Below are 25227 nucleotides of genomic sequence, written 5' to 3' on the forward strand. Positions count from 1 at the left end.
ACCATGCAAGATAATCTAGTTCTTCTTTACTGGTATGACAGAAATTCTCGTCAACTACCATGGCGCACACCACCAACTGATATACTTTCCGGTGCAAAACCAGACCCTTATCATGTCTGGCTCTCCGAAATTATGCTGCAGCAGACTACTGTTGCAGCTGTAAAAAGTTACTTCGAGCTCTTCATAAGGACATGGCCAACACTTGCAGATATGGCTCATGCGGAGGAAGAGGACATCCTGAAAGCATGGGCGGGGCTCGGTTATTATTCCCGTGCAAGAAATCTCTATAAGTGTGCAAAACATGTCCAACTGCATCACAATGGACGTTTTCCGGAGGAAGAAGAGCGACTTTTAGCGCTGCCTGGCATCGGTCCCTACACAGCTGCAGCCATTACCAGCATTGCATTTGGCCGACATGCTGCGGTGGTTGATGGCAATGTAGAACGCGTTCTTTCTCGCCGCCATGCCTTATTGACAGAACTTCCTGCCCTCAAAGCGGAGGTAAAGCCACTCATGGCGGAAGTCACACCGCATGATCGCCCAGGTGATTTTGCGCAGGCCATGATGGACCTTGGCGCAACGATCTGCACGCCGAAGTCGCCTGCTTGTGGCATCTGCCCGTGGATGGACGTTTGCGAAGGGCGAAAGCAAGGCATTGCGGACACTCTTCCCCGCAAAGCGCCAAAGAAGGTAAAGCCGACGCGGCGCGGTATGGCGTATTTGCTTACAGATGACAGCGGGCGCCTTCTTCTACGTAAACGGGAAGATAAAGGGCTACTTGCTGGAATGAGTGAGCCGATGACAACGCATTGGGCAGATGATGCTGCACTTGAAGACCTGTCGTCCGCTCCCCTGTCAGCCGACTGGGTGCGGACGACAAAGGATGTAAAGCACACCTTTACGCATTTCCATCTTGAAATGAGCGTCTGGAAAGCGCAGGCCCCTGCTCATTATGCAAAACCAACTGGGTATTGGTGGTCTGCCCCTGAGGAACTGGAAGGGGAAGCCTTGCCGACAGTCATGAAGAAAGCACTGAAGGCTGGTAATCTGATTTAAATGCAAAAAGCCGGGTTGGTGCCCGGCTTTTCTTTTTCTTGCAAATGCTGATTGATGCTTATTGGAACGCTGTTTCCATAAAGCTACGGAGTTTTCTAGAATGGAGCCGTTCCAGAGGCATTTCCCTGAGGATCTCCATGGTCTTAACGCCGATTTCCAGATGCTGGTCGACCTGCTTGCGGTAAAAATCTGTCGCCATGCCCGGCAGTTTCAGCTCACCATGCAGCGGCTTATCGGAAACGCAAAGCAGCGTTCCGTAAGGCACGCGGAACCGGAAGCCATTGGCCGCAATGGTCGCAGATTCCATATCGAGTGCAATTGCACGCGATTGGGAGAAGCGCTGCACCGGTTCGCGGTGGTCTCGTAGCTCCCAGTTGCGGTTATCGATGGAGGCAACGGTTCCTGTGCGCATCACGCGCTTCAGATCATACCCGCTGTATCCTGTTGTCTGCTCAACTGCATTTTCCAATGCCACCTGCACTTCTGCCAGAGGCGGAATCGGCACCCAGGTCGGCAAGTCGGCATCCAGCACCTTGTCTTCGCGCACATACCCGTGTGCTAAAACGTAATCACCCAGCTGCTGGCTGCTTCTTAGGCCTGCACAGTGACCTAGCATCAGCCATGCATGGGGACGCAGCACTGCGATATGGTCGGTGATTGTTTTAGCGTTGGAAGGCCCCACCCCGATGTTCACCATGGTAATGCCAGAGTTATCCTCCCGAAGCAGGTGGTAAGCTGGCATTTGTGGCAACCGTGGCGGCGCCACACCTTCGCTTGGCTCTTTGTCACCTGCGTAGGTAATTACGTTACCCGGCTCCACATAGGCGATATAACCGCTGTTCGGGTCGTTGATCAGCTCTTTGGCCATCTGCGCAAAGCCATCAATGTAGAACTGGTAGTTTGTAAAGAGCACGAAGTTCTGGAAATAACTTGGTGCAGTTGCAGTGTAGTGCTGCAAACGATGCAGGGAATAATCGACGCGCGGAGCCGTAAATGGCGCTAGCGGTTCAAAGCCATCTTTTGCACGGTAAGTGCCATTGGAGATGGCATCATCCATCACAGCAAGGTCTGGCACATCAAAGACATCACGAAGCGGGCGCTCTTCCTTGGACGGGATCGCTCCTTCAACGTGTGTGCCTTCATAAAAAGCAAAATGAAGCGGAATGGTCTGATCACTCTCAGCAATCACCACTTCAAGGCCATGATTTTTAATGAGCAAATCGATCTGATGTTCCAGATATTGTTTAAACAGATCTGGGCGGGTGATCGTGGTTTTGTATTTGCCTGGTCTTGCCACAAAGCCATAGGACAGACGCGTATCAACACGGCTATGGCTGGAAACTTCAAACCGCAGTTCAGGGTAAAAAGCGCGAACCCTATTTGCTGGCATTTTGCCTTGCGATGCAGCTTTGAAGCTTTCGCGCAAAAATTCAGTTGCCCGATCAAATAGGTAAATCAGATGTTCAACAGCCTGCGTTGCATCGGTAAATGAGCGTGGGGGAATTGCTTCAGGCGTACGGATGGAACGGCTTTCCATCACAACGTCGCTATCGGATATAGTCGACACGTTCGGTTTCTCCTCTTTCGTGTCACTATATATCTGAGGGATGTTTGCGACAGGGTCAAGACAATGGGCCGACAAATGTGATTTATTTTTTAGTAACTGAGTAAATCTTCACGATCTATGCAAATTAAGTTCTTCGTGGATACTCGATATTTTATACTACATATTTTCACTTATATGCTTCACAATGTTTCGTATAGACATGAAACGAAAGTAAAAGGTGATCGGGAGGGATCTTTTATGCATTTTGTACGAAACCTTACTCTAGGCCTCATGGCAGGCGCCTGCATGACAGTTGGTGCACAAGCTGCCCAAGTGGGCCCTCGCCCTGCATTCCTCGTAGAGCAAATGCAGGATGGCCCACTTAAAGAAAAACTGCGCGCTTGCATCGGCAACCCTGCCGAAAGCTCCAGTTTCTCTATTGGGCACAGGGGTGCTCCTATGCAGTTCCCTGAGCACACCTTGCAGTCTTATCAGGCAGCCGCACTCATGGGTGCAGGTGTACAGGAATGTGATGTCACTTTTACGAAGGACAAAGAACTCGTCTGTCGTCACTCACAAAATGACATGGCGACAACGACCAATATCCTGACATCGGATCTGGCTGACACCTGCGTGAAACCTTTCACTCCTGCTGCCAATGGTGAAAAAGCCTCAGCAGAATGCAGAACCTCTGATATCACTCTTGCTGAGTTCGAAAGCCTGCATGGCAAGATGGATGCATCTGACCCGACAGCAACGACTGTTGAAGGTTTCCTGAAAGGTACACCTGACTGGCGCACAGACCTTTATGCAGGTGCTGGTGCTGGCGGTACTTTGATGACGCACGCGCAGTCCATTGAGCTCTTCAAAGCTCAGGGCGTTAAGTTTACCCCAGAACTGAAGCAGCCAAGCGTAGAGATGCCGTTTGATGGCTTTACTCAGGAAGATTACGCTCAGAAGCTGATCAACGAATATAAGGCTGCGGGCGTTCCTGCATCTGACGTTTTTGCTCAGTCCTTCTCACTGGATGATGTCCTTTACTGGATTAAGGCAGAACCTGAGTTTGGTAAGCAGGCTGTCTTTCTTGACGGACGTTACAATGACGAGAGCTTTGATGCTTCTAACCCGTCCACGTTCAAGCCTTCCATGGCTGAGCTGAAGGCAATGGGCGTGAACTACATTGCTCCTCCGCTTTGGGTGCTTGTCACTCTTGAAGACGGCAAGATCGTGCCATCTGCCTACGCGAAGGCAGCAAAAGCGGCTGATCTTAATATCATTACGTGGACGCTGGAACGTTCTGGCCTGCTCTCTCACAACAAGGGTGGCTGGTATTATAACAGCATCAGTGATGCAGTGACCAACGAAGGCACCGCGTTAGAGGTACTTGACGTTCTTGCACAGGATGTAAAAGTAACCGGCGTATTTTCTGACTGGCCAGCAACAGTCACCTTCTATGCCAATTGCATGGGATTGAAATAAACCCTCTTCAGAGGCATCTCAATTTGAGTTCGAAGAAGCGCGCCCTATGAGGTGCGCTTTTTTTGTTGCCCTTGCGAGAGGCCTGACCACATTGATTAACCAATTTACCCGCTGTCCCCGCTCTCATTTCCATAAAACGTTTTTCGGCACCAAAAGCTTGACTCTTTGCAAAAAAACTTTGCCGCCCACCTTCCGTCAAATTAACCCCTCATAAATACATTACCTTGGGGAATAGGCCCTCAAACGTTAACGGGCCTTAACTTCGAGACAAATATTCGAATCTGTAAATAAAGCGTTGATTCTAAAAGAATAAAAGATATCCACTATTAACCTCTAGTTTACCATAGTCGGTAACCATAGCACTCATGAATTGCGTGAGGTGTTGCGTCGCAATGAGAGTACAGCGTAAAGAAGGGGTGTCCTTGATGGCACCCCACATTTCCACCAAGCCAGACTGGCTTGATACAATAATTAAGGGCGACTGTGTGGAGGCTTTGAACAAGCTTCCGGACAACAGTGTGGATGTGGTTTTCGCCGATCCCCCTTATAACCTTCAGCTTGGCGGAGATCTGCGCAGGCCTGATCATTCAAAGGTAGATGCCTGCGATGATCACTGGGATCAGTTCTCCAGCTTTAAAGCTTATGATGAGTTCACTCGTGCTTGGCTGCAGGCGGTTCGCCGCGTGTTGAAGCCAAACGGGTCCATCTGGGTTATTGGCTCTTATCACAACATTTTCCGCGTTGGTGCGGCGATGCAGGACCTTGGGTTCTGGATCAACAATGATGTGGTTTGGCTGAAAACAAACCCGATGCCGAACTTCCGTGGCAAACGTTTTACAAATGCTCATGAGACGCTCATCTGGGCCTGCCCTTCGCAAGAGAGCAAGCCGACCTTTAACTACGATGCAATGAAGACGTTTAACGACGACCTTCAGATGCGCTCTGACTGGGTACTTCCTATTTGTACCGGGCATGAACGCTTGAAGGATGACAACGGCGACAAAGTGCATCCAACTCAGAAGCCGGAGAGCCTGCTTTACCGCGTTCTGCTCTCCACTTCGAACCAAGGCGATGTGATCCTTGATCCGTTCTTTGGCACAGGCACCACCGGTGCTGTTGCCAAGAAGCTTGGCCGCCACTTTGTGGGATGTGAGCGTGAAGACTCTTACATTAAGGCAGCGTCTGAACGGATTGATCGGGTTACGCCTGCTAATGATGATTTTCTGGCGATGACACAGGGCAAGCGCTCCCTTCCACGGGTACCGTTTGGCAATTTGTTAGAGACCGGATTATTGACACCGGGCGCGGAACTGACCGATGCCCGTGGACGCTTCAAGGCTACGGTTCGCGCCGATGGGTCTTTGATCTGCGGCGAGCATTCAGGATCCATCCATAAGGTGGGTGCGCTCGTTCAAGGTCAACAAGCCTGCAATGGCTGGACCTTCTGGCACATTAAAAAGGGTAAATCCCTTGAGCCAGTGGACGCGCTGCGGCAAGTCGTTCGCTCGCAAATGCCTAAATAGCGTTTGAAACAGTTCGTGCGGCGACCTCGCCTCACGGTTTACAGGGTTTGTCCCTGCTTCTTATCCATATGACTTGGCCCCTATCGCGACGCGGTGGGGGCTTTTTTTATGGTTCGGTAAGGATGTTTTGCCGCTGTTTTCACGATTGGGCCTACCAAAAGTCTAGCGAGTATCTGGATAAATAAGAGGACCATCAGATGCCAGTGGTACAGGACGATGCAACGCTACAGTTGATTAGCGCAGACAACATCATGTTTGGGACCATCGACTTTGATAAGGATGACCCCGTTCTGAGCAATGACTATACTGTAAAGCAACTTCAAATGCCCAGTATGTACATGGGAAATGACGCCGATGTTGAAGCATCTCGATATCGACCATTTCATAGTAGTGGTTTCATGGTTGGACAGGCACAACAGCGGGTTTTCGGGATGTACAGTGAAGCGGTTTACATACAGAAAGCAACCTTGAAATCTACAGTAGTGGACAACTCCAGCGACAAATCAGCAAGCTTTATTTTGGGAAAAACTCCTAAGGAAGTACGAGACAAGCTCACATCTTTTAAAGCAGTCACAATCAAAATTTCTGACTTGATTGCGGCAAATGACGAATCTCAACCGGAAAAGAAAGCCAAGCATCCACTGAACCAGATTGTTTACGTCGAAGACGGCGCATTTGCAGGAACTTTTTGGATTACTCTGAAAGATAATAAGGGAAATTCGAAATATAATAATCTGCAAATCATGGACTGGGACATTACATCAACAAGTGACATACAAAAATTCCCCAATGAAAGAGAAAAAATACACTGGGGCCATACTTGTATTGAACATAATAAGATCCGAGATTTTTATGCCGCTCTTCCTGACGTCGGATCAGACTCCTTTGACAACTTACTAAAACTTGGAAAATACCAGCAATTTCTGGTTTTGGTTTCTGGTAAGAACGACCTGAAAACCTGGGAAATTCTACCCAATGCAGAATGGCTCCCGCGATCTATGTATAATTTAAACGCAAAGGCTCAACTTGATGCTGTGAAGTTGATGGCGTCTGGATTTGAGAGCTAGGATACACTCCCAAAAAGATGCTGCCGACTTCCGAACTTAAACACTCGTAAAAACGATTACATAGAGCATGTCACGCGAGTGAATATGAATGCAACATGTGTTAGCTGTTAGACTTCAACACATCGCGTTGACACTTACTTTTCTTAGTTCTCACATTTGCGGTTACGTCAATCGGTTGATGTCAGGATACTACAGATAAACAAGCAGCCAGTGCACACACTGGCTGCTTGTAATCAGCATACATTAAACAAACTCCACCAGTACTATACGACATTTTCCGACTGCGCGTATTAGACGTTCGCCTGGCTCGAGGACGCCTTCAGATATTATGCGGTTTCTTCCAGAACGATGGATAAATTCAGGCTGACGCGTCCGCCTCGCGTTAGGCGGTAGGCTTCGCCGTCGCTGCTGGCAAAGCCGGTCTTTACCAGCAAGTTCAGCAGGCCGAGGCTGTGGACGAGAAGTGCTAGAGGAAACTCATGGCTGGCTGACTGAGATCCTCCTTCTTATCCATATGACATGGCCCCTGCCTTTATAGGTAAGGGCTTTTTATTGTTTGTTTACTCTGATCAAAAGGTGCGAGTTCTCCGCTTTCACTAAGTCTCTCCTCCACCGTCATTTTGGTGCGTTCAAAACAATTAAGAGAGATTTCAATGTCCAGTGAGCAAACAAATTCCAGCCTGAAACTCATACAGCCGAAGAATGTTATGTTCGGCTCCTTAGGCCTTACAAAAAGCGATGATAAGGCAGATCTTAAAAACATCAGCCCGACTACTCCGCAAATGCCTAGCCTGTATATCGGTGATAAATCGGCATCGCCAACACTGCGGTATCGCCCATTTCATAACAGCGGCTTTGTTGCCCTTACTAAAGAAGATCGGACCTACTTTATTTACTGCGAGAACCCTGATGTATCAAAACGCAAGATTGCAGAAGGTACATATAAAGACGATCAGAGTTTTGTAGACTATCTTGGGAACAGTGCGACAGAGATTACGCCAATCTTGAGAGACCTATCAACTCAATCCGTTACAAAGCAGCAGGTGTCTGGCTTTAATAACGGGATCAACACCGACGCCTTCTCTGAACTGAAAGAAATTGTTCAGGTGGTCAGTGATGATATCGCGGGGACTTTCTGGGCACTCGTGGAAACAGATAGTGGCAAACTGTATTGCCCGATCCGCGTTGTCGATACCAAAACAAGCAATGTTCAGGACGACAAACTGCCTAAAGAAAGTGGTAAAATTCACTGGGGACATTACCTTCTGCCCAGTGACTTTCTCGCCAACTACTATGAACGTAATACGGTCACGCTGGGATCTGAGCTCCTGCTCCATCTCTTTGGTCTTGGAAACTTCGCTCAAAACATGCCTGTCACATGTGACGGCCTGAGAGCAGAAGTAGTGCCCGGGAAGAAATTCCTTAGCCGCTCCAGTTGCAACAACGATATTGAAACTCAGTTTGACGCGATCAAGCAGGCGATCCTAGAGTTTGATATCGAGTAGAAATTGTGCACCGCCCTGCTAGGTTTTACTAGCAGGGTTTACTCCTGCTATGTTCAATGAACCCAATATATTTGATGAGTAAGTTTTCGCAGTATGACTATTGAGCAAACTCTATACGACGAAGCCAAGCGACTGGTTGAGCGTCGCTACCCCACTGGGTGGGGTGGTGCAGCCTCTATCATGACTGAGAGTGGCAAAATCCTGACAAGCGTTGCACCAGATACTAAAAATGACGGGCTCTCTTTATGCATGGAAGTTGGTGCCATTTTAGAAGCACATAAGCTGGATGAGGTTGTAACTCATTCAACGTGCATCTGCCGCGAAGACGAGAAAAGCCCCTTCGTTATCCTTACACCCTGCGGGATTTGTCAGGAGCGTCTGGTGCATTGGGGTGGGAATGTGCAGGCAGCTATATCCAACGTGGATAACACGCTGACCTTTAAAAGCCTGCGGGAATTGCAACCGTATCACTGGTCGATTGTGAATGGTGAGAGGTTATAGTTTGTGAAGAGGTGACCAACTCCAAGCTGGCCACCAATTTTTCATTTAAACAAACATCACCAGTGCCTTACGCCGTTTGCCGACTGCTAGTGTCAAGCGTTCACCCGGCTTAAGATCTCCTTCAGAAATCATGCGCGCTTCCTCAAGAACGATGGATGAGTTCAGACGGACGCCGCCACCTCGAATGAGACGCCGGGCTTCTCCGTTGCTTTCTGCAAATCCGACTTGGACCAGCAGCTCTAAAAGGCCAAGTGGTTTGGCGAGCAGTGTTAGAGGAAGCTCGTGGGTGGGTTGGCTTAGGTCTTCCTGTCCGCCGAACAAGGCTTCTCCCTGCTGAAGAGCTGCTTCTGCTGCGGCCAGACCGTGCACTATACCGGTGACCTGGGTTGCCAGTATCTTCTTGGCTTCGTTCAGCTCTGGCCCCTTCAAGGATGCAAGGCGGTCAATTTCACCCAGTGGAAGTTCTGTAAACAGTTTCAAGAAACGCGGCACATCGGCATCGTCTGCATTGCGCCAGAACTGCCAGAAGCCGAAGCTGGACAGGCGGGATGGGTTGAGCCAAACCGCACCTTCTGCTGTTTTGCCCATTTTGCTGCCCGAAGCTGTTGTCAGCAGTGGTAGCGTAAAGCCAAACAGTTGATTGCCTGACCGTCGACCGAGATCTACGCCATTGACGATGTTGCCCCATTGGTCTGACCCACCGATTTGCAGCGTACAATCAACCCGCTTGTTAAGCTCCACAAAGTCAACTGCTTGCAGCATCATGTAGCAGAATTCCAGAACAGAGAGCGGCTGCTGCGCTTCAAGGCGAGAGCGGACGCTGTCGAAGGTCATCATGCGGTTGACGGTGAAGTGGGTGCCGAAGTCACGCAGGAACTCAAGGAAGCGGAATTCATCTAACCACTCAGCGTTGTTGATGATTTGGCCCTGCCCTTCTGAAAGGTCAAAGAGGCGCTCTACAGTGGCACGGATGCCAGCAAGATTGTGCTCTATCTGCGCGTCATCGAGAAGCGGACGGCTTTCGCTTCGAAAGCTTGGATCTCCAACACGGGTGGTCCCGCCACCAACCAACAGGATTGGTCTATGTCCGGTTTTTTGGAGCCAGCGCATCGCCATCAGCGGCAGGAGGTGACCAACATGCAGACTGTCGGCAGTTGCATCAAAACCAGCGTAAGCCGTGATTGGGCCAGCGGTAAGCTTGGCGTCCAGCGCCTCAAGATCCGTGCACTGATGCAGGAACCCGCGATCAATCAGCAGCTGGAGGGCTTCAGATTTAGGGCGAAAACTGCGAGTTGTGTCGATAGTTGCGAGGTTCATTTATTCTCTCCTGGCGCCGCGCAGGAGAGCTAGAAACACTAAAGCCGCCTGACGCGGCGGCTTTTGGTTCTGATCTCAAAATTTACATGAGTTTATTGGAACGCGGCCGCCGATATGTCGATCGCATAATAATAAACGCCAGAAATGATGGTCAGGTGCTTGCTCATGGCCGATTGTATGACCTGACTTGCGCATCTGTGTCAAGCGAGTTTTTGGAGGATTATGCTCTTTGAACGCCCCTAAGCCTCGGTAGGGAGCAGATTCAACCCTTAAAAACCAATAGGTTCCTCGCATATATTCTTCTTAGGATGAGATGCCTAAATTTTTGTTTTTATTGTAGCTTTGAGGGAGCCGCGATGAATCTTCGTTAGCAACCGCAACTTTATATTGGCAGTTATCGCAGATAGCTGTGAGCTGGCGGATACACTAGGCTCTGCACTTCAAAACGACTTTGGGGTGAGAGCGATATGATCATTATCAACCTGAAAGGGCGGTTGGGGAATCAGCTTTTTCAGTGGGCTGCTGCCCGTTTTGTTGCTGAAAATCTACAAAGTGAGATTGTGGTTTGTTCAGGTGAAAGCAACCGAAAGGCAGGCATTACACCTTCCTTAATGGGTTTCAACCTGCCCACGCGCGTTGCTCAACCTAAGGACTTTCGAAAGGTCTTTTTTCCATTTCGTAAATTCTCAAAGCAATTGCAGCAGGTTATGCCGCATCTTCGCGCTTATGGCGGCAAACAAATACAGAGCATTGAGGAATTGGAGAAGGCTCGTCAGAATGCAAAAGCGCCGCATCTTTTTCTCAATGGGTACTTTATGTCCTCCCATATTGCTGAGAGGGTGCGGGATAAGTTGCTCATAGATTTGACCATTCCAGAACTCTCTCAGGCACGTCAGCGCTTCCTTGGTGTGGTGGAAGCACCCAATTCTGTGGCTTTGCATATCCGGCGCGGTGATTTTCTGGAAAACTCTACCCGCGAGGCCTATGGGCTTTGCAGCATAGAGTATTATCTACGCGCACTGAGCTATCTGGAAGGTAAGCTGGGGCCTCTAAAACCAGTTGTATTTTCAGATGACATCGCCTGGTGCAAGGAAGCTCTTTCCCATGTTGAAAGGGTTACATTTTTCGATGTTCCTTCAGATGGGAAAGATGTTGAGGATTTGGTATTGATGTCCCGCTGTGCGCATCAAGTGATTGCGAACAGCACCTACAGCTGGTGGGCTGCCTACCTGAACACATCTCCCAGCAAACTCGTCGTGGCGCCTTCTCCCTGGCACGCAAAGAATGATCATCGGAATACGCTCTTCTTGCCAAAGGGCTGGCACAAAATTCATAAATACGCCGACCCCGTCTTGAGCTCAGCATCTTAAATGAACCGATTGGGCAACCCAGGTCAGACGCTAACTTACTTGCTCAGATCTGCGAGAACTGAGGGCAACTGGGTCATACTCTCAAAGATAGCCAGAGGTTTTTGCTGTTGGAGACGCTGATGTAACCCCTGCCCTCCATGGGTTGCTCCCGTAAAGCCAAGCGCATCCATGCCTGCTGCACGAGCTGCTTGCAAACCCAGATGACTGTCCTCAATCACAAGGCATTTTTGCGGGTCAACATTCATCTGCTCAGCAGCTTTTAAAAAGACATCTGGCGCTGGTTTGCCTTTTGCCACCGTTTCCGCTGAATAATACCTGTTCTCAAAGCGGTCGTGAAGATCGGTGAGTTTCAGTGTGTATTCCAGTCTTTCCATAGAGCTACCAGACGCTATGCACATACGCATTTCAGGAAACTTGGTATCCAATTCGTGTAGTGCATCATGGATGCCTGCTATCGGCTGCAGGTGCTGCTCGAAAGCTGCCTGTAATGCCTGCTCTTGATTTATCAGGGCATCATGGAAGCGAATGTCTTTACCAATTTCAGCTTTGATTTGCCCAAAAACCTCTTGGGATGAAACGCCGCAAAAGCGCGCAATCATTTGTTCGGTGGTTATCGGGTATCCGGCTTTTGTGAAGCCTTCTGCCTCAACCTGGCAGCCGATCCATTCGCTATCGATCAGACAGCCGTCACAATCCCAAATAAGCAAGTCGTAGTTCATCACAAATCCACTAGGTTATAGAGTCCGACTCTTATCAATCAGAATGGCGATTTAATGGATAATTGCGTTCAAAATGCAACTTAAACTCGTATTCATCGCGGCCTGTCGGCATTCACTCAGAGATTTACTCCCAAAAACCTAGTAGTGAGCCTTTGACAAAGCTCGGTTAGGTTGAGACACAACAAAGCTGGTTTGTGTTTTGGGGGACGTATGTCAGTTGCTTCTCAAGTGCGAAAGTCTGGTGTTGTTCGTCGGCGAAAGCTCAAGCCTACATTAATTGTCCGTATTCGTGGGGGCATTGGCAATCAGCTTTTTCAATACGCGCTCGGACGTAAAATCACCCTTGAAACTGGGATGAAGCTCCGGTTTGACCGAAGTGAGTATGACAAATACTTCAATCGCTCCTACTGCCTCAACCTTTTGAAGACACAAGGTTTATCGGCGACTGAATCTGAAATACTATCAGTGCTCTGGCCTGCGCAATCCTTTGGGCAAACGGTACGGATATGCCGAAAGTTCTACCCGTTTTATCAACGCAGATACCGGCGGGAAGATGAGTTGTTGCAAAATAGGGAAGTCCCGGTGCTCAAGCAGAGCGCTTATCTTGATGGCTACTGGCAGAAATGGGAGATACCATTTTCGATCGAAGAGCTGCTGCGAAAAGAGATCGTCCTCAAGAAACCAATGGTTATGGATCGATTGAAGTTGTTGCAACGGATCAAGTCCGGCCCATCAGCTGCTCTTCACGTGCGTTATGGCGATTATAGTCAGGCCCATAATCTCCAGAACTTTGGGTTGTGCTCTCCTGGTTATTACAAGGGGGCTATGGATTTCCTGTCCGAACGAATCCCCGGACTGACCTTCTACGTCTTCTCAGACAGCCCTGAACGGGCGCGAGAGGTGATCCCCCAACAGGACAATGTTTATTTTGCAGATTCAATCCAAGATGGAAACGACTTTGAAGATCTTATGGTGATGTCATCCTGCGACCACATTGTAACCGCCAACAGCACCTTTAGCTGGTGGGCAGCATTTTTGAATGAGAATGAAGCAAAGCATGTGATCGCTCCGCTCAAGTGGTACAAAAACCCAAGGTTGGATGACAGTCTGATCGTCCCTTCCCATTGGCAGCGGCTTTAAGACCAATCGCGGTTGCACTTCGATGCCACAATTGGTTCGCGCACAACACGCCTGCGTCTTTTAAGGGTGCTTAAGCAAACTCTACTGCATCTACTTCATTCAAGATCTGCCCAATCGCATTTTGAGACAGAGAAAAATGCTGATGGGCTCTGCTCCTCTCCCCTATGACGGGGGCGTATTTCAGACCCCTGACATGCGCTAGCCATGCATAGGCACTTTGGATGTAGTCAGCTGGAAAAATCTCGATCAATTTGCTACCTGACTGGCAAAACAACACGTTTGTTAGCCCTGCACCATGGGTGCCGACCGTCACTTTCGCATTATTGAACACGTCTACCTGCTCTTCATGGCTTAACTGGCCGGGTATGATCGTTTGGAAACCCCGTGCTTCTAGTTGTTCGATAAGCGATTTTTCATTCAAAATTCTGCGGGTTTTTGCATCCTTGCGCGCAACATAGAGCTTTGTAAGTGGCGTTTTCTGTGAGTTTATGCTGTAGGCAGCAAGATAGTGGGAGGCAACCACAGAAGCTGCCTGTTCGCTGGCCGGGGCCCTGTGTTCGCAGTTTACTGAGGGGGTGCAATGGTACAAAACCTTGCAGTGAACTCGCTCGTTGGCTTTGCATTCTTCAATGGTGAGGCGGGGAAGCGTGCGGGCTAAATGGGCGTAAAACTCGCGTTGAAACTCTGGAAGTTTCTCGCGAACCAGAACCTTTATAGGAAACGATCTTGGTTCCAGATGCTCTAACAAGAACAGCAATGGAAAGACAACATCGCATAAAAAGTGGTAATAATGGCGGTGACCTGCCGCCATCCCGAGCATATTGATTGCCGCTGTCTCGATGGTTCTGTCTTTGAGCTTTGCAAAGCGCATAGTGTTTGGCGCAGCTGCCTCTATTTGGCGATGCTGAGCCTTCAACACCGTTGCACCGGTGCTTCCTAAAACCAGCGTTTCAGCCAGTTTATACAATCGCAGCTTTGTGTGTCCTGCCTGGGTTATTGGCAAGGGGTAGCGACTTTGCTCCAACGCGCCATGCTCTTGGAAAAACGACCGCAACTCAATGGGTAGGTCACGGGCGCTTGTTTCGTGTGTCGTGAGCAGAAGCTTATTAGGCGCGCGCTGCAAGTTAGCGTCATCTTGAAAATAGTTATAGCGATAACCAATGGAAGGGACGTTTCTGACAAGGCTTGATTGCATCGAAAACCGGAGCTGTCGGCCCGTTGGCAGCCAACTGCGCCACTTAGGAGCTTTGCGCATTTCCACCTCATCCATAGATCATTGTAAGGCAAGAAACGACCGTATACCTGCTCCAGCGTGACCAATATCCGCGCTTTATAACCCACGATTTTTCACAGGAGTAAAGCCAGTGACCTCCCTTGAGTTGTGTGGCCTACAAAAAAGCCCAGCCTCTTTGAGAAGGAGGCTGGGCTTTCGTTTTTTAAGTAGCGCTTCGTTAAGCGGTTTCAGGCTGCACTTTGGTTGGCTCTGGAGCCACCCACTTCAGGATTGGCTTGCGCGCTGCAGTGGTTTCATCCAGACGCCGACGCGGAGCAAGATAAGGAGCACCCTCGAAGCGGCCCGTGTCTCCAGCCTTTGCACTCATAACCAGATCGCGCATGGTTGCAACGAACAGGTCGAGTGAAGCCCGGCTTTCGCTTTCGGTCGGCTCAATCAACATTGCACCGCTTACAACCAGTGGGAAGTACATGGTCATCGGGTGATAACCTTCGTCAATCATCGCTTTGGCGAAGTCCAGAGTGGAAACGCCAGTGTCATTGAGGAAGCTGTCATCAAACAGAACTTCATGCATGCACGGCTTTTCGCCAAATGGCAGGGTCATCAGGTCTTGCAGGCCAACACGGATGTAGTTTGCATTCAGCACAGCGTCCTCTGATGCCTGTTTCAAGCCATCAGAGCCATGAGACATCATGTAGGAGAGTGCACGCACATACATGCCCATCTGACCAAAGAAAGCAGTCATACGGCCAAAGGGCTGTTCATTGCCTTGCAATTGATCAGTGGTCTCGACAACCTCAAGTTCCTCGTTATTCTTACGAATGAACGGAAGTGGTGCGTAAGGTGCCAGACGATCAGACAGCACAACCGGGCCAGAACCTGGACCACCCCCGCCGTGCGGCGTGGAAAAGGTTTTGTGCAGGTTGATGTGCATAGCATCGATACCAAGGTCACCGGGCTTTGCCTTACCAACAATCGCATTGAAGTTTGCGCCGTCGCAGTAGAAGTATCCGCCAGCTTCATGGATCGCATTTGCAATCTCAATTACTTCCGGCTCGAATAGACCACAGGTATTTGGGTTGGTGAGCATCAAAGCTGCGACCTGCCCCGCATGGGCTTCGATCTTTTCGACGACCGCATCCACGCTTACCGTACCATCGTCACGCGCTGGAATGGAAACAACCTTGTAACCAACCAAAGCAGCGGTTGCCGGATTGGTGCCGTGCGCACTTTCTGGAACCAGTACGATAGACCGTTCTTCACCCTTTGCAGCAATCGCATGTTTGATCGCCATCATGCCGCACTGCTCACCATGCGCGCCCGCTTTCGGACTCATCGCCACAGCGTTGGTTCCGGTGAGTTCCATCAACCAATCAGCCAGTTCCGAAATCAGCTCAAAAGCCCCTGGAACAGTTGAAATTGGCTGTAATGGGTGAATATCTGCAAACCCCGGTAAACGTGCCATCTTTTCATTGAGGCGCGGGTTATGCTTCATGGTGCAGGACCCAAGAGGATACAGGCCTGCGTCAATTGCATAGTTATTGCGAGACAAGCGCACGTAATGGCGCATCGTCTCTGGCTCTGAGAGCGCCGGCAGGTCGACAATTTCCTGGCGCATATGACTGCCTAAGCGAGGTGCAAAGTCTGCTGTCTCATCCAGATCCACACCACAATTGTCCATGTGGCCGATCTCAAAGATAAGCGGCTCTTCCATGTCCAGTGCGCGGTTGCCTGTAAAGGTCTGATGTGATGCAGAGCGACCAGCTTCACCAGCACTTGTCGAACGCCCCTGATGGTTCATAGTCATGCCAGCACCTCCTTCAGCGCGTCCACAAAGGCCGCACGATCTTCATCTGTGTTGACTTCGGTGTTTGCCACCACAATCAGGTTATTCAGCTCAGGATTGCCCTGTTCCAAGCGAGAGACCGGGACGCCACCAAGAACACCATTCACAGCGAGAGCTTCAATGACATCATTGGCATCTGCTGGTACACGAATGGTGAATTCGTTGAAGAAAGCATCGTTGAGCACATCGACACCCTCAACTGCATTTAACGCATCAGCGAGCTTTACCGCGTTCATGTGGTTGATACGGGCAAGTTTTGCCAAGCCAGAACCGCCAAGAAGCGTCATATGAATTGTGAACGCCAAACAGCACAGGCCGGAGTTGGTGCAGATGTTAGAGGTCGCCTTATCACGGCGAATATGCTGTTCACGCGTGGAAAGTGTGAGCACAAAACCGCGTCGGCCTTCTGCATCAACCGTTTCACCACACAGGCGCCCTGGCATGTTGCGGATGTATTTTTGGCGGGTTGCGAACAGACCGACGTATGGACCACCAAAAGTGAGTGGATTGCCGATGGACTGGCCTTCGCCAACCACGATGTCAGAACCCTGAGCACCCGGGCTTTCCAAAAGACCGAGGGAAACCACTTCGGTGAACACAGCAATAAGCAACGCTTTGTGGGCGTGTGCCTTTTCAGCAATCGGCTTTAAGTCAATCAACTGACCATAAAAGGAGGGAGACTGAACAACCACACAGGAGGTTTCGTCATCGATCTGCGCCAGAATATCTTCTGTACCCATTGGGTCGGCTGGCAGAGAAACAACTGAGCCACCTGGAAGTTTGCGCGTAATGCCTTCAACCACTTCACGGTACTGCGGGTGTAGTCCACCGGAGAGAATTGCCTTTTTCTTGCGGGTCACACGATGTGCCATCAAGACGGCTTCTGCGGTGCCAGTTGAGCCATCGTACATAGACGCATTTGCCACGTCCATTCCAGTCAGGTTTGCAACTTGTGTCTGGAACTCAAAGAGAGCCTGCAGCGTGCCCTGCGTAATCTCTGGCTGATACGGAGTATAGCTGGTCAGAAACTCAGAGCGCTGGATCAGGTGATCGACGGTCGCAGGAATGTGGTGTTTGTACGCCCCGGCCCCGACAAAAAACGGGAGTGATCCGGCACTGACATTCTTGTTCGCTAATGCGCTGAGCTGACGCTCAACCTGCATCTCAGTCTTGCGTCGCGGCAAGGTTGTCAGTTCTTCAAGGCGAACGGCCTCTGGGATATCGGCAAAAAGCTCATCGATTGAGTCTGCACCGATACGCGTCAGCATGTCGGCGCGGTCGTTGTCTGAAAGCGGAAGGTACCGCATGTTCTCTCTCCATCAGATCGTCTGATGCACAATGCAGCAAAAGCGCTCTTTCCACTTTTGCTTGGTCCTGCCACGCACTCACCGGGTTGGAGGCACGCGGCAGAAGATGAAAAGCTGTTCGCCTAGTGCGTCTTTGATCCCATTAAGTTGAGTTCACTTGCCGGGAATACGCGTGAGGCTTAAAGCGTTTCTACGAAGGCTTTGTAGTCGGCTTCGCTCATCAGTTCTTCAAGCTGGGTAGTATTTCCAAGCTTGATTTTAAAGAACCATGCAGCGCCTTCTGGCTCTTCATTTACTTTGGCTGGCTCATCAACGAGGAGTTCGTTGCCCTCGACAATTTCGCCGTCTACAGGTGCATATACTTCAGAGGCAGCCTTCACAGATTCCACAACTGCAACTTCATCATTTTGCGCAACGTTCTTGCCGCTTTCTGGCAGCTCGACATACACAACATCGCCCAACTGGCTTTGCGCAAAGTCGGTAATACCAACCGTTGCGACATCTCCCTCAACCAACAGCCATTCGTGGTCTTTTGTGAAATATGTGCTCATTTTAGTGTTCCCTACACTGTCGTAATTCTGATGAACATTGACACGGGGCAGGCTTGGGCCTGCTCCGTTATTATTTTGGTTTGCGGTAGTAACGCTGTGCCACAAATGGCATTGCAGAGACTTTGGCAGCAAGCGCACGACCACGCACCACGAGTTCCAATTCGGTCCCGATTTCTGCAAGGTTGGAGGGCACGTAACCCATCGCAATTGGGGCGCCCAGTGTCGGCGCGAAGCCACCTGATGTGACACGACCAATAACCTCTTGCGTCCCTGGAACGCGAATTTCTGCACCTTCACGTGCTGGAGCGCGACCTTCCAACTTCAAGCCGACACGAATGGTGTTGGTGCCTTCTGCCAGCTGTTTCAGCACGCGTGCTCCTCCTGGAAAATCACCGGCTTCTTTGCGGCGTTTTTGCATACAGAAGGTGATATTGCCTTCCACAGGAGTGGTGTTTTCGTCTATATCGTGGCCATAAAGGCAAAGGCCAGCTTCAAGGCGAAGGCTATCGCGTGCGCCAAGACCAATTGCCTGCACGCGCTCATCGGCGAGCAGTGCTTTTGCAACAGCTTCAGCTGCACCTGCAGGGATGGAAATCTCGTAACCATCTTCACCGGTGTAGCCGGAGCGCGAGGCGATAACGGAAATGCCATCAAATTCCAGTGGACGCGCTTCCATGAAGCCCATCTGTGCGGCTTCTGGAGCATGAAGAGCCATGACTTCCGCAGCTTTTGGACCTTGCAGCGCAAGCAAAGCACGGTCTTCAACAATCTCTAGCTTCACGTTGTCTGGAAGAGCGGCTGCTATGATTTTGTAATCGTTGTCTTTACAGGCAGCATTCACCACAAGCATGAGCCGGCCATCATCTTCTGCCGCCAAGGGACGAGAGACCATGAGGTCGTCAGTGATGTTTCCATAATCATTCAGCAGAACGGTGTAGCGTTGTTTGCCCGGCTTAAGCTCCTTCATATTGGAAGGAACGAGCGCTTCAAGTGCTCTGGCTGTGGTTTCGTGATCTGGTCCCACAAGCCATGCCTGCCCCATATGAGAGACATCAAAAAGCCCTGCACTCTCGCGGGTGAAGAGATGTTCTTTTAAAACACCAAGCGGGTATTGCACTGGCATCTGGTAGCCAGCGAACGGCACCATCTTAGCGCCTAATTCGTTATGTAGATCGAAAAGTGGTGTTTGTAGCAGATCAGCAGCTTCAGCCATACGGCCCTCTCAAGACAGTAGCGTACACATCATAAGCCGTTCCACAAATTGGAATGGCCGAGCACGCCCCCTCTGTCTCGACAACCTGAGAGATTTCCCGCTCTGATCACCTTTGACCAGAACGATTACTCCTTCGGTGAGTGCCTTGACGCGCGATCCAATTGGACTACGTGCGCCCGGCACTGCTTTCCAGAGTGTTGCTTACTGTGCGGTCCTTTTGCCTGAGAGTTTCCGGGGCGGTTGCTCCTTCGGCGATAACCCAGCTGTATGAGTTATTCTCTCCCGCGCAGTTTTACCACTCGCCAGCTCCTGAGGACCTGGCGAATGTCGTCCTCTCGATGACTGCAACATGTCACCAAGAGCTGCTTGTGCGACATTGTGTCGCCAAACAGTGATGTCTTACTATCCTATTTTTTAGTTTTCGTCGAATCCAAAGACAACACTTTGGCCTCTTTCACTCGGAAGGATAATGTTTTCTTCCACAAATGCCCAAGTAGCTGACGGGGATCCTGACCCCAAAGTTACAGGCACATTAAAGAGTTTGGAATAGATCGTTTTTTCTTCGCCGCCCACATCCTGTGTGACTGCTACTCGCAATGGTAAAAGGATTTCGCCACCCTTCCAAGCTGGGCCCGGAGTGATGTTGCCTGCGATACCAAGCTTCATTGCAGAGTTTGTTCCAGAACGCCGACAGGTGCGCGCCCAGTCCTTAATGATTGCCTGGTAGCTTAGGTTCTCAGGTGTTTTTTCCTTACCGCGCGGGTACTTCGTCAGAATGGTTGTTCCGGAGAGTTCCTGCAAGGTCGGGCACACGGCGGGTGCCTGCAACACGGATAGGTCAAAGGTATTTTCAGCTACAGGCGGTGTTGCTGATGACTTTTCCAATTCACCATCAGACGACATAAAGCTGCCGCAACCGGTCAAAGACACTCCAATTCCTGCCAGAAGAATTGCCTGTACTGTTTTCTTGAGCAGTGATTTTGCCACTAAATTGCCCACCATACGAATCCCAAATGTATCTGCAGTTTTTGTTTCTATATCAGCCACAAACACAATTGGCGAGATACATCAGGTCTCTGAAAGGCCTTGTGAGAAATTAACAGCATTAAAATTGGAGAAAATCGAAGGTTCATACCCGAAAAAAACTCTTTTTCTTGACAGAGGCAGTCAACATCCTTCAATTGCTCAAAGTCAAAATTCAGGGATACATCATGCAGGTTACGCCAACCCAGAAGGCACCGATCAAAATTCTTCTTTGCGCTCCACGCGGTTTTTGCGCCGGTGTTGATCGCGCAATCCAGATTGTTGACCTTGCTCTTGAGAAGTATGGCGCCCCTGTCTACGTGCGCCACGAGATCGTGCACAACAAGTATGTCGTTGAATCCTTGCGGAATAAAGGTGCTGTTTTTGTAGAGGAACTGGATGAAATCCTCGTGGATGATCGTCCTGTTATTTTCTCTGCACATGGCGTGCCGAAGTCCGTGCCAGAGGCTGCCCGGCTACGCAATCTATTCTTTCTTGATGCGACCTGTCCCTTAGTTTCCAAGGTGCACAAAGAAGCTATCTTGCATAACAAACGTGACCGGGAAATTCTGCTCATCGGCCATAAAGGCCACCCGGAAGTGATCGGCACCATGGGACAATTGCCGCACGGACGTGTGACTCTTATTGAGACCGCTGAGGATGCACGCCTGTTTATCCCCAAAACAGCCCGCCAATTGGCCTGGATATCGCAGACAACGCTGTCAGTTGATGACACCAAAGAAATTGTCGATATTTTAGAGCAGCGCTTCCCAACCATTACGAAGCCTCATAAGGACGACATCTGTTACGCCACGACCAATCGCCAGCACGCAGTCAAACAGATTGCGCCTGAGTGTGATGCGATGATCGTTGTTGGTGCGCCAAACTCATCCAACTCCAAGCGGTTGCGTGAAGTTGGCGAAAGAGCAGGTTGCAAAAACGCATATCTTATCCAGCGTGCCTCGGAGATCTCTTGGGGAGACTTTGAGGGTGTAAAGACGATTGGCATCACTGCTGGTGCATCTGCACCAGAAATCCTCGTTGAAGAAATTGTTGAATCATTCCGCGAGCATTTTGACGTGAGGCTAGAAACCGTTACAACTGCTGAAGAAGACATTTCATTCAACCTACCGAAAGAGTTACGGGAAGATCCAGCACCTCGCGGAACAAACCCGTCTGAATAGTTATGGCTGTATATACCGATGTTTCCGATGAAGAGCTGGGCGCCTTCATCGACCGCTTCAACATTGGCAATCTGCTCTCTTACAAGGGCATTGCTGAAGGCGTTGAGAATTCCAACTATCTGGTTCATACGCAGACGGGTTATTATATCCTGACACTCTACGAAAAACGGGTAGATCCAGAAGATCTGCCGTTTTTCCTCGGGCTTATGCAACACCTTGCAGCCAAGGGTCTCAACTGCCCTACTCCGCTGATAAACCGCGATGGGAAAATGCTGGGTGAACTTGCAGGTCGCCCAGCTGCCATGGTGACGTTTCTGGATGGTATGTGGGTGCGTAAACCACAGCTTGTACATTGTACTGAGCTTGGTAAGGGCATGGCACGTATGCATCTGGCTGGGGCTGACTTTGCAATCAAGCGGCCCAACTCCTTAAGCGTTGACGGGTGGGCACCTTTGCTTGATGCAAGCCGTGAGCGCGCTCATGAAGTCAAAACCGGTCTTGCAGAGGAGCTGAGTGCAGAGCTTGAGGAGCTACAGGCTCTTTGGCCTAGGGACCTGCCAAGCGGCGTCATTCATGCGGACCTTTTTCCAGACAATGTGTTTTATCTGGGCAAAGACCTTTCTGGTCTGATCGACTTCTATTTCGCCTGTAATGATGCGCTTGCTTATGATGTAGCGATTTGCATCAATGCATGGTGTTTTGAACATGATGGCATGTTCAATGTGACCAAGGCACGTGCTTTGCTGGAAGGGTATCGCAGCGTACGCCCCTTCAGCGCTTTGGAGTTCGACAATTTGCCACTGCTGTGCCGCGGGGCCGCTCTGCGTTTTCTGCTGACCCGTCTTTATGACTGGCTGTCTGTTCCTGAGGGTGCACTTGTTGTCCCTAAAAATCCACTTGAATACCTGCACAAACTCAGGTTCCATCGCGGCGTAGAAAACGCCAGCGCATACGGGCTGGACAAATGAGCGATACAAAACGTGTTGAGATCTGGACAGATGGTGCGTGCTCCGGCAACCCCGGCCCCGGTGGATGGGGCGTTCTGTTGCGCTTTGGCGAACATGAAAAGGAGTTGTGTGGTGGGGAACCTGCTACCACAAATAACCGAATGGAATTGATGGCTGCTATTCAAGCGCTGGATTCATTAAAACGCCCATGCTCTGTGGATCTTTACACCGATAGCTCTTACGTCAAAAACGGCATTACGCAGTGGATGCATAACTGGAAACGTAAGGGTTGGAGAACGGCCTCTAACTCTCCGGTCAAAAATGCTGACCTATGGCAACTTTTGGATGCCGCCGCGCAACGCCATGATGTTGCATGGCACTGGGTGAAAGGCCATGCAGGCCATGAGGAAAACGAACAAGCTGATGAACTTGCGCGCAAGGGTATGAAACCCTTCCAACCCGGAAAGTAAGTTGCAAAGTCGAGGACAGGTTTTTATGGAGAGCCAGCTTTCCGCCTCTGCTCAAGGTGAAGTGAGAAAGAACACGCGCAAAGCCAAGCGCGTGCTCATTCTTGCCAACCCGACTGCAACTTCTTTTCGGCTTAAAAAAATCACTCAAATTATAAAGTGCCTTGAAGAAGTTGGCATGAAGGTAGAGCTAAAGCTTACCGACCGCGCCAGTGAAATCTCAGAAACCTGCGTTGACCCAGATCTCAACACCGACATACTAGCGATCGCAGGTGGTGATGCTTCTGTCAGCGAGGCTGCTTCTGCCATGCTTGGCCGCGGAATGAAGCCACATCTGGCGATCATTCCCTTCGGCACCGCTAATGTACTGGCTCATGAACTCGGTGTACCCAGTACGCCAGAGGACATTGCGAAAACCATTATTGCTGGCAAGGTGCGCAAGCTTCACAATGGCTATGCCAATGGGCGTCCGTTCTTTCTCTCCACCTCAACGGGTTTTGATGCAGAGGTCGTCCATGTCGTTCCCTTGCGCTTGAAGCGAAAGTATGGACGATTTGCTTATCTCTTTATCGCCATGCAGCTGGCATTATCGCGTCGTAAAGGTAGCTTTAAAGTTCGCGCTGATGATGAGGAACTACAATGTTCCATGGCACTGATCACCAATGGCCAATTCTATGCTGGCAAGCATCTGGTAGCACCTGATGCCTCCATCTTGGAGAGGCAGTTGCACCTGCTCACCTTCAAAGATGATAGTTTGTGGGCATTGATCAAGTATGGGTGCCGCCTGTTGACGGGCACAATTGCAAAGTCGCGCAGTGTTGAATGTCGGAAAATCAAATCAGCTCGCATCGATGCATATCGCGCAGCGGCAGTTCAGATTGATGGAGAACCGTTTGGCGGCACGCCGCTTGAGGTCTCTGTGGGCGACTGCGAGTTGACGGTCATTTCTGGCAAATAGAATAATTCTTCCAGCAGGTTACAAAAAACACCTACCCGAACCGGCAGACTGTTTTACTTCGCGTTATTTCGGTTTGGGATTGGGTAGCGGGCCGCCAAAACCAACAGAGACCTTCCAAGTGTGGATGCTATGGCTTTTGTGCTTTGCTGCTGCTTTCAAGTAACTCTTGTTTCGCCCAATCCCCATTGGATAGCGTTTATTCTGCCGCACTTCGTAGGCGGCACTTTGGCTGCTACAAACCCGTTTACGCATGTCTTCAGGCTGTTGGTGCAGGTTGTTGGCAATTTGATCAAGCTGCCTGCCATCGGGGCTTAGTTCGCCATTTGTCGCTTCAGTTAAGAGCTTAGCTGCCCGTTCACTCCGCTCTCGGCCGGTCGTCGCGCCAAGAACAACAGTCAATAAACGCTGTCCGTTTTCATCTGTAAGCGCAACGATATTGCGGCCTGAGGAACAAACAAAGCCTGTTTTCATGCCAACTGTCCCCGGGAGGCGTGTCAGCAACTCATTGTAAGATTTAATCTCTACGCCATCAATGAGCACTTTTGATGTGGCGAACACATCACGGTACTGCGGGAAACCCAAATAGATTTCGCGCGCCAAAATGGCAAGATCACGTGCGGATATTTGCTGGGTGCGCTCGAACAAGCCATTGGCGTTGACAAAGTGGCTTGCAGTCATGCCAAGGCGCTGCGCTGTGGCATTCATGCGCTCTGCGAATGCATCTTCGCTCCCTGCAACACTTTCAGCGAGCGCTACCGCAACATCATTGGCTGACCCAACGAGCACCGCATAAAGCGCGTCCTCGAGCGTCATAACACTTCCGATTTCCAGCCCAGACTTCAAAGAGTCCTGCCTCATCGCTCTGGAAGACATCACCACTGATGTTTCAAGAAAGACCTCTTTGTTGGCAAGAGCTTCAAAAGTTACTAGGGCCGTCATCAACTTCGTTGTTGACGCCGGGTACCATGGATCGCCAGCATCTTCAGCATAAAGGACTTGTTGCGTATCCAGATTCAGCACCAGTGATGGTGTGGCGCTTGCTGGTATCAGGGCACCAGTTGAAATTAGGACGAAGCCCAAAGCAACGCGGAGTTTTTGACGCTCGTTACCAAAACAAAACATGCAGTTATTAATCTCAGATAGGGAAAAGAGAGCCCGAACAGATGCCCTAGAAATCCGCCTCGAGTATGTCTGCGTCTAAGTTAACAGTGGAAATCGGCATCAAGTGATTAAAAAAGTTTCTTCGGCAAGCATGTGAAAGCTGCGTGCCTACA

22 protein-coding genes and 1 riboswitch are annotated in these 25227 nt (G+C 50.2%); of the genes, 12 read left to right on the plus strand and 10 right to left on the minus strand.

What is annotated here, in order from left to right; all coding sequences use genetic code 11:
• Positions 1-3: 3 nt before the first annotated feature.
• A complete protein-coding gene (gene mutY / locus BMZ51_RS03675) occupies positions 4-1056 on the plus strand; it encodes an A/G-specific adenine glycosylase (protein WP_068005966.1) in 1053 nt (350 codons plus the stop codon).
• A gap of 58 nt (positions 1057-1114) precedes the next feature.
• On the opposite strand, the gene BMZ51_RS03680 is transcribed toward mutY, so the two are convergent.
• Positions 1115-2593, minus strand: coding sequence for an AMP nucleosidase (locus tag BMZ51_RS03680; RefSeq protein ID WP_068005965.1), 1479 nt, complete (start codon positions 2591-2593; stop codon positions 1115-1117).
• A gap of 267 nt (positions 2594-2860) precedes the next feature.
• Here BMZ51_RS03680 and BMZ51_RS03685 point away from each other — a divergent pair, with 267 nt between their 5' ends.
• The 5 genes from BMZ51_RS03685 to BMZ51_RS03710 all read left to right on the plus strand — a co-directional run bounded on the left by BMZ51_RS03685 (position 2861) and on the right by BMZ51_RS03710 (position 8677).
• On the plus strand, positions 2861-4081 hold the full coding sequence (locus BMZ51_RS03685; protein WP_068005964.1) for a glycerophosphodiester phosphodiesterase family protein: 1221 nt from the start codon (positions 2861-2863) through the stop codon (positions 4079-4081).
• Positions 4082-4506: 425 nt separating this feature from the next.
• Positions 4507-5604, plus strand: coding sequence for a site-specific DNA-methyltransferase (locus BMZ51_RS03695; RefSeq protein WP_175484997.1), 1098 nt, complete (start codon positions 4507-4509; stop codon positions 5602-5604).
• 197 nt (positions 5605-5801) lie between these two features.
• Positions 5802-6671, plus strand: a complete 870-nt coding sequence (locus BMZ51_RS03700) for a hypothetical protein (RefSeq protein WP_068005956.1) — start codon at positions 5802-5804, stop codon at positions 6669-6671.
• Between the two features lie 653 nt (positions 6672-7324).
• The gene (locus BMZ51_RS03705; protein WP_068005954.1) at positions 7325-8176 is read left to right on the plus strand and encodes a hypothetical protein; all 852 of its coding nucleotides are present in this window, start codon (positions 7325-7327) and stop codon (positions 8174-8176) included.
• Between the two features lie 93 nt (positions 8177-8269).
• Positions 8270-8677 (plus strand): cytidine deaminase, encoded by a 408-nt coding sequence (locus BMZ51_RS03710; RefSeq protein WP_068005952.1) that lies wholly within the window; start codon positions 8270-8272, stop codon positions 8675-8677.
• Between the two features lie 45 nt (positions 8678-8722).
• On the opposite strand, the gene tyrS is transcribed toward BMZ51_RS03710, so the two are convergent.
• Complete coding sequence (tyrS, locus tag BMZ51_RS03715; RefSeq protein ID WP_068005945.1) at positions 8723-9994, minus strand: tyrosine--tRNA ligase; 1272 nt, start codon at positions 9992-9994, stop codon at positions 8723-8725.
• A 467-nt stretch (positions 9995-10461) separates the two neighbouring features.
• Here tyrS and BMZ51_RS03720 point away from each other — a divergent pair, with 467 nt between their 5' ends.
• The gene (locus BMZ51_RS03720; protein ID WP_068005939.1) at positions 10462-11364 is read left to right on the plus strand and encodes an alpha-1,2-fucosyltransferase; all 903 of its coding nucleotides are present in this window, start codon (positions 10462-10464) and stop codon (positions 11362-11364) included.
• A gap of 35 nt (positions 11365-11399) precedes the next feature.
• Here BMZ51_RS03720 and BMZ51_RS03725 read toward each other — a convergent pair whose 3' ends face one another.
• Positions 11400-12083: an HAD family hydrolase gene (locus tag BMZ51_RS03725; RefSeq protein ID WP_068005934.1), complete on the minus strand. Its 684-nt coding sequence runs from the start codon at positions 12081-12083 to the stop codon at positions 11400-11402.
• A 210-nt stretch (positions 12084-12293) separates the two neighbouring features.
• Here BMZ51_RS03725 and BMZ51_RS03730 point away from each other — a divergent pair, with 210 nt between their 5' ends.
• Positions 12294-13223 (plus strand): alpha-1,2-fucosyltransferase, encoded by a 930-nt coding sequence (locus BMZ51_RS03730; RefSeq protein WP_068005930.1) that lies wholly within the window; start codon positions 12294-12296, stop codon positions 13221-13223.
• A gap of 70 nt (positions 13224-13293) precedes the next feature.
• On the opposite strand, the gene BMZ51_RS03735 is transcribed toward BMZ51_RS03730, so the two are convergent.
• The 6 genes from BMZ51_RS03735 to BMZ51_RS03760 all read right to left on the minus strand — a co-directional run bounded on the left by BMZ51_RS03735 (position 13294) and on the right by BMZ51_RS03760 (position 20376).
• A complete protein-coding gene (locus BMZ51_RS03735; RefSeq protein WP_208979241.1) occupies positions 13294-14478 on the minus strand; it encodes a glycosyltransferase family 61 protein in 1185 nt (394 codons plus the stop codon).
• A 196-nt stretch (positions 14479-14674) separates the two neighbouring features.
• Entirely contained in the window at positions 14675-16264 is a 1590-nt protein-coding gene (gene gcvPB, locus BMZ51_RS03740) for an aminomethyl-transferring glycine dehydrogenase subunit GcvPB (RefSeq protein ID WP_068005923.1), read from the minus strand.
• Positions 16261-17610, minus strand: coding sequence for an aminomethyl-transferring glycine dehydrogenase subunit GcvPA (gene gcvPA, locus BMZ51_RS03745; protein ID WP_068005922.1), 1350 nt, complete (start codon positions 17608-17610; stop codon positions 16261-16263). Before gcvPA ends, gcvPB begins: the two co-directional genes overlap by 4 nt.
• Positions 17611-17789: 179 nt before the next feature.
• The gene (gene gcvH, locus BMZ51_RS03750; RefSeq protein WP_068005921.1) at positions 17790-18161 is read right to left on the minus strand and encodes a glycine cleavage system protein GcvH; all 372 of its coding nucleotides are present in this window, start codon (positions 18159-18161) and stop codon (positions 17790-17792) included.
• Positions 18162-18231: 70 nt separating this feature from the next.
• Positions 18232-19374: a glycine cleavage system aminomethyltransferase GcvT gene (gene gcvT / locus BMZ51_RS03755; protein ID WP_068005919.1), complete on the minus strand. Its 1143-nt coding sequence runs from the start codon at positions 19372-19374 to the stop codon at positions 18232-18234.
• A gap of 199 nt (positions 19375-19573) precedes the next feature.
• A riboswitch (glycine riboswitch) is annotated at positions 19574-19669 on the minus strand.
• Between the two features lie 119 nt (positions 19670-19788).
• A complete protein-coding gene (locus tag BMZ51_RS03760; protein WP_068006347.1) occupies positions 19789-20376 on the minus strand; it encodes a hypothetical protein in 588 nt (195 codons plus the stop codon).
• A 209-nt stretch (positions 20377-20585) separates the two neighbouring features.
• Between BMZ51_RS03760 and ispH the strand changes: the two genes are divergently transcribed.
• Genes ispH through BMZ51_RS03780 form a run of 4 tightly spaced genes read left to right on the plus strand, consistent with a single transcriptional unit; the run spans position 20586 to position 23953 of the window.
• Complete coding sequence (gene ispH, locus BMZ51_RS03765; RefSeq protein WP_175484986.1) at positions 20586-21581, plus strand: 4-hydroxy-3-methylbut-2-enyl diphosphate reductase; 996 nt, start codon at positions 20586-20588, stop codon at positions 21579-21581.
• A 2-nt stretch (positions 21582-21583) separates the two neighbouring features.
• Positions 21584-22549, plus strand: coding sequence for a homoserine kinase (locus BMZ51_RS03770; protein WP_068005915.1), 966 nt, complete (start codon positions 21584-21586; stop codon positions 22547-22549).
• Positions 22546-22998 carry a ribonuclease HI gene (rnhA, locus tag BMZ51_RS03775; protein ID WP_068005912.1) on the plus strand — a complete coding sequence of 151 codons (453 nt, stop codon included), beginning with the start codon at positions 22546-22548 and terminating at the stop codon, positions 22996-22998. The genes BMZ51_RS03770 and rnhA overlap by 4 nt, the downstream gene beginning before the upstream one ends.
• A gap of 25 nt (positions 22999-23023) precedes the next feature.
• Positions 23024-23953, plus strand: coding sequence for a diacylglycerol/lipid kinase family protein (locus tag BMZ51_RS03780; RefSeq protein WP_068005910.1), 930 nt, complete (start codon positions 23024-23026; stop codon positions 23951-23953).
• A gap of 63 nt (positions 23954-24016) precedes the next feature.
• On the opposite strand, the gene BMZ51_RS03785 is transcribed toward BMZ51_RS03780, so the two are convergent.
• A complete protein-coding gene (locus BMZ51_RS03785) occupies positions 24017-25075 on the minus strand; it encodes a D-alanyl-D-alanine carboxypeptidase family protein (RefSeq protein WP_068005907.1) in 1059 nt (352 codons plus the stop codon).
• Between the last annotated feature and the right edge of the window lie 152 nt (positions 25076-25227).

The organism is Pseudovibrio axinellae, assembly GCF_900110875.1.
In the GTDB taxonomy this organism is placed as follows: domain Bacteria; phylum Pseudomonadota; class Alphaproteobacteria; order Rhizobiales; family Stappiaceae; genus Pseudovibrio; species Pseudovibrio axinellae.

Coding starts and splice junctions, on each gene's coding strand:
- BMZ51_RS03705 (WP_068005954.1), top strand. CDS start 7,325: ATGTCCAGTGAGCAAACAAATTCCAGCCTGAAACTCATACAGCCGAAG.
- mutY (WP_068005966.1), top strand. CDS start 4: ATGCAAGATAATCTAGTTCTTCTTTACTGGTATGACAGAAATTCTCGT.
- BMZ51_RS03780 (WP_068005910.1), top strand. CDS start 23,024: ATGGAGAGCCAGCTTTCCGCCTCTGCTCAAGGTGAAGTGAGAAAGAAC.
- BMZ51_RS03700 (WP_068005956.1), top strand. CDS start 5,802: ATGCCAGTGGTACAGGACGATGCAACGCTACAGTTGATTAGCGCAGAC.
- BMZ51_RS03710 (WP_068005952.1), top strand. CDS start 8,270: ATGACTATTGAGCAAACTCTATACGACGAAGCCAAGCGACTGGTTGAG.
- BMZ51_RS03730 (WP_068005930.1), top strand. CDS start 12,294: ATGTCAGTTGCTTCTCAAGTGCGAAAGTCTGGTGTTGTTCGTCGGCGA.
- gcvT (WP_068005919.1), bottom strand. CDS start 19,374: ATGGCTGAAGCTGCTGATCTGCTACAAACACCACTTTTCGATCTACAT.
- BMZ51_RS03770 (WP_068005915.1), top strand. CDS start 21,584: ATGGCTGTATATACCGATGTTTCCGATGAAGAGCTGGGCGCCTTCATC.
- BMZ51_RS03695 (WP_175484997.1), top strand. CDS start 4,507: ATGGCACCCCACATTTCCACCAAGCCAGACTGGCTTGATACAATAATT.
- BMZ51_RS03785 (WP_068005907.1), bottom strand. CDS start 25,075: ATGTTTTGTTTTGGTAACGAGCGTCAAAAACTCCGCGTTGCTTTGGGC.
- BMZ51_RS03735 (WP_208979241.1), bottom strand. CDS start 14,478: ATGCGCAAAGCTCCTAAGTGGCGCAGTTGGCTGCCAACGGGCCGACAG.
- gcvH (WP_068005921.1), bottom strand. CDS start 18,161: ATGAGCACATATTTCACAAAAGACCACGAATGGCTGTTGGTTGAGGGA.
- BMZ51_RS03725 (WP_068005934.1), bottom strand. CDS start 12,083: ATGAACTACGACTTGCTTATTTGGGATTGTGACGGCTGTCTGATCGAT.
- BMZ51_RS03685 (WP_068005964.1), top strand. CDS start 2,861: ATGCATTTTGTACGAAACCTTACTCTAGGCCTCATGGCAGGCGCCTGC.
- BMZ51_RS03720 (WP_068005939.1), top strand. CDS start 10,462: ATGATCATTATCAACCTGAAAGGGCGGTTGGGGAATCAGCTTTTTCAG.
- rnhA (WP_068005912.1), top strand. CDS start 22,546: ATGAGCGATACAAAACGTGTTGAGATCTGGACAGATGGTGCGTGCTCC.
- BMZ51_RS03760 (WP_068006347.1), bottom strand. CDS start 20,376: ATGGTGGGCAATTTAGTGGCAAAATCACTGCTCAAGAAAACAGTACAG.
- gcvPB (WP_068005923.1), bottom strand. CDS start 16,264: ATGACTATGAACCATCAGGGGCGTTCGACAAGTGCTGGTGAAGCTGGT.
- tyrS (WP_068005945.1), bottom strand. CDS start 9,994: ATGAACCTCGCAACTATCGACACAACTCGCAGTTTTCGCCCTAAATCT.
- gcvPA (WP_068005922.1), bottom strand. CDS start 17,610: ATGCGGTACCTTCCGCTTTCAGACAACGACCGCGCCGACATGCTGACG.
- BMZ51_RS03680 (WP_068005965.1), bottom strand. CDS start 2,593: ATGGAAAGCCGTTCCATCCGTACGCCTGAAGCAATTCCCCCACGCTCA.
- ispH (WP_175484986.1), top strand. CDS start 20,586: ATGCAGGTTACGCCAACCCAGAAGGCACCGATCAAAATTCTTCTTTGC.